This is a genomic window from Moritella sp. JT01, from assembly GCF_001574435.1.
Lineage (GTDB): Bacteria > Pseudomonadota > Gammaproteobacteria > Enterobacterales > Moritellaceae > Moritella.
The window spans coordinates 1,771-4,795 of the sequence record NZ_LOCN01000020.1 but is presented as its reverse complement, the minus strand read 5'-3'; the positions used below and the strand labels follow the sequence as shown (position 1 = coordinate 4,795).

Sequence of the window (3,025 nt, the reverse complement as noted above, 5' to 3'; positions counted from 1 at the left end):
ATTTCAATTAATCATACTTTAATTTGTATGGTTAAGCCTCACGGGTAATTAGTACAAGTTAGCTCAATGCCTCACAGCACTTACACACCTTGCCTATCAACGTTGTAGTCTCCAACGGCCCTTCAGGGAGCTTAAAGCTCCAGTGAGAACTCATCTCGAGGCCTGCTTCCCGCTTAGATGCTTTCAGCGGTTATCAGTTCCGAACTTAGCTACCGGGCAATGCTATTGGCATAACAACCCGAACACCAGTGGTTCGTCCACTCCGGTCCTCTCGTACTAGGAGCAGCTCCTCTCAATTCTCAAACGCCCACGGCAGATAGGGACCGAACTGTCTCACGACGTTCTAAACCCAGCTCGCGTACCACTTTAAATGGCGAACAGCCATACCCTTGGGACCAACTTCAGCCCCAGGATGTGATGAGCCGACATCGAGGTGCCAAACACCGCCGTCGATATGAACTCTTGGGCGGTATCAGCCTGTTATCCCCGGAGTACCTTTTATCCGTTGAGCGATGGCCCTTCCATTCAGAACCACCGGATCACTAAGACCTACTTTCGTACCTGCTCGACGTGTCTGTCTCGCAGTTAAGCTGGCTTATGCCTTTGCACTAACCACATGATGTCCAACCATGTTTAGCCAACCTTCGTGCTCCTCCGTTACTCTTTGGGAGGAGACCGCCCCAGTCAAACTACCCACCAGACACTGTCCGCAACCCCGATAAGGGGCCTACGTTAGAACATCAAACGTACAAGGGTGGTATTTCAAGGTTGACTCCACATCATCTAGCGACAATGCTTCAAAGTCTCCCACCTATCCTACACATGTAGGTTCAATGTTCAGTGCCAAGCTATAGTAAAGGTTCACGGGGTCTTTCCGTCTAGCCGCGGGTACACTGCATCTTAACAGCGATTTCAATTTCACTGAGTCTCGGGTGGAGACAGCGTGGCCATCATTACGCCATTCGTGCAGGTCGGAACTTACCCGACAAGGAATTTCGCTACCTTAGGACCGTTATAGTTACGGCCGCCGTTTACCGGGGCTTCGATCATGAGCTTCGACCTAAGTCTAACCCAATCAATTAACCTTCCGGCACCGGGCAGGCGTCACACCGTATACGTCATCTTTCGATTTTGCACAGTGCTGTGTTTTTAATAAACAGTTGCAGCCACCATTTCTCTGCGACCAACAATAGCTTACGGAGCAAGTCCTTCACCATCATTGGCGTACCTTCTCCCGAAGTTACGGTACCATTTTGCCTAGTTCCTTCACCCGAGTTCTCTCAAGCGCCTTAGTATTCTCTACCTAACCACCTGTGTCGGTTTGGGGTACGATTCTCTTATATCTGAAGCTTAGAGGTTTTTCCTGGAAGCCGGGTATCAACTACTTCATCTCCGTAGAGACTCGTCATCAGTTCTCAGCATTCTCACTTAAGAGAGCAACCCGGATTTACCTAAGTCACTTGCCTACAACCTTAAACATGGACAACCATCGCCATGCTAGCCTAACCTTCTCCGTCACCCCATCGCAATATAAGTGAGTACAGGAATATTAACCTGTTTCCCATCGACTACGCCTTTCGGCCTCGCCTTAGGGGTCGACTCACCCTGCCCCGATTAACGTTGGACAGGAACCCTTGGTCTTTCGGCGTGGAGGTTTTTCACCCCCATTATCGTTACTCATGTCAACATTCGCACTTCTGATACCTCCAGCAAGCTTCTCAACTCACCTTCGACGGCTTACAGAACGCTCCTCTACCATGCAAAGAACAAGTCTTTGCATCCGTAGCTTCGGTGGTATGTTTAGCCCCGTTAAATCTTCCGCGCAGACCGACTCGACCAGTGAGCTATTACGCTTTCTTTAAAAGATGGCTGCTTCTAAGCCAACTTCCTGGCTGTCTGAGCCTTTCCACATCGTTTCCCACTTAACATACACTTTGGGACCTTAGCTGACGGTCTGGGTTGTTTCCCTTTCCACGACGGACGTTAGCACCCGCCGTGTGTCTCCCGCGATTGAACTTATTGGTATTCGGAGTTTGCAAAGGGTTGGTAAGTCGGGATGACCCCCTAGCCTTAACAGTGCTCTACCCCCAATAGTTAGACGCGAGGCGCTACCTAAATAGCTTTCGAGGAGAACCAGCTATCTCCCGGTTTGATTGGCCTTTCACCCCCAGCCACAAGTCATCCGCTAATTTTTCAACATTAGTCGGTTCGGTCCTCCAGTTGATGTTACTCAACCTTCAACCTGCCCATGGCTAGATCACCGGGTTTCGGGTCTAATCCCAGCAACTATTCGCGCAGTTAACACTCGGTTTCCCTACGGCTCCGCTATTCGCTTAACCTTGCTACTGAAATTAAGTCGTTGACCCATTATACAAAAGGTACGCAGTCACCCAACAAAGTAGGCTCCCACTGCTTGTACGTATACGGTTTCAGGTTCTATTTCACTCCCCTCACAGGGGTTCTTTTCGCCTTTCCCTCACGGTACTGGTTCACTATCGGTCAGTCAGTAGTATTTAGCCTTGGAAGATGGTCCTCCCATATTCAAACAGCATATCACGTGTGCCGTCCTACTCGATTTCACAGTAAGGTCGTTTTCATGTACGGGACTATCACCCTGTATCGTGAAACTTTCCAGAATCTTCCATTAACTTCCAAACTGCTTAAGGGCTAGACCCCGTTCGCTCGCCGCTACTAAGGGTATCTCTATTGATTTCTTTTCCTCGGGGTACTTAGATGTTTCAGTTCTCCCGGTTCGCTTCGTAACGCTATGTATTCACGTTACGATACTCTACAAAGTAGAGTGGGTTCCCCCATTCGGAAATCTGTGGATTAACGCTTTTTATCAACTCCCCACAGCTTAACGCAGATTAACACGTCCTTCATCGCCTCTGACTGCCTAGGCATCCACCGTATACGCTTAGTCACTTAACCATACAATCTAAAGTCGACCGTACAATTGAAATAACTAGGTATTATCTAGTTTTTTTCGCCTCAAGAATACTCAAGAACACTATATTGTTATTAC

Annotated in this window: 1 rRNA gene; it reads right to left on the bottom strand. The window is 48.6% G+C overall.

Annotated elements, in window-relative coordinates:
• Positions 1 to 27 precede the first annotated feature (27 nt).
• A 23S ribosomal RNA gene (locus AKG98_RS16260) occupies positions 28 to 2,931 on the bottom strand.
• Positions 2,932 to 3,025 lie beyond the last annotated feature (94 nt).